The organism is Streptomyces griseoruber (genome assembly GCF_001514205.1).
Taxonomy (GTDB): Bacteria; Actinomycetota; Actinomycetes; order Streptomycetales; family Streptomycetaceae; genus Streptomyces; species Streptomyces griseoruber.
In genome coordinates, this window is sequence record NZ_KQ948799.1 from 31860 (window position 1) to 32403 (window position 544).

Annotated in this window: 1 pseudogene; it reads right to left on the bottom strand. The window is 75.4% G+C overall.

The window, feature by feature from the left end:
• Positions 1 to 544: pseudogene (locus AQJ64_RS44130) on the bottom strand (virulence factor); the annotation flags it as partial.

Here is a 544-nt window from a genome sequence, read left to right on the forward strand (position 1 = left end):
TTGGCGGCCTCGGCCGCGTAACCCAGTGCCTCCTTCGCCGACTTGCGGGCGGTCGCGGCAAACCCGGCGGCCTCGGCGGCCAGCGTGTACGCCGCCTTCGCGTCGCCCGTCGCCGCCGCGGCGAGGCTCGCCGCCTGGTCGGCGTTCTTCTGCGCGTTGGCGGCGTGCGCCTCGGCGACCGCCTTCTGCTGCTCGGCGATCGTCTTCGACGACTGGCCCGTCAGGACGACGAGACCGGCCGCCGAGTCGGTGGTGACGTACGGCGAACCCAGCTGGATCGCGTCGTTCGCCGGTGCGGCCACCTGTTGGGCAGCGTTGCCGGCGTCCGCGGCGGCCTGTGCGGTGGTGTAGGCGTGTCCGGCCGCGTCGGCCGCCGAGGCGACCGCCTTGACGGACTCGGCCTTCGCCGCGTCGGCCTGGGCCTTGGCGTCGGCCGCGTGCTTGTCCGCCTCGTCGGCCAGCTTCACGGCCGTACGGGCGGCGGAGGCGGCGGTCTCGGAGGCCTTGATGGCGTCGGCGGCGGCGCTGGTCGCCGTACGCACGG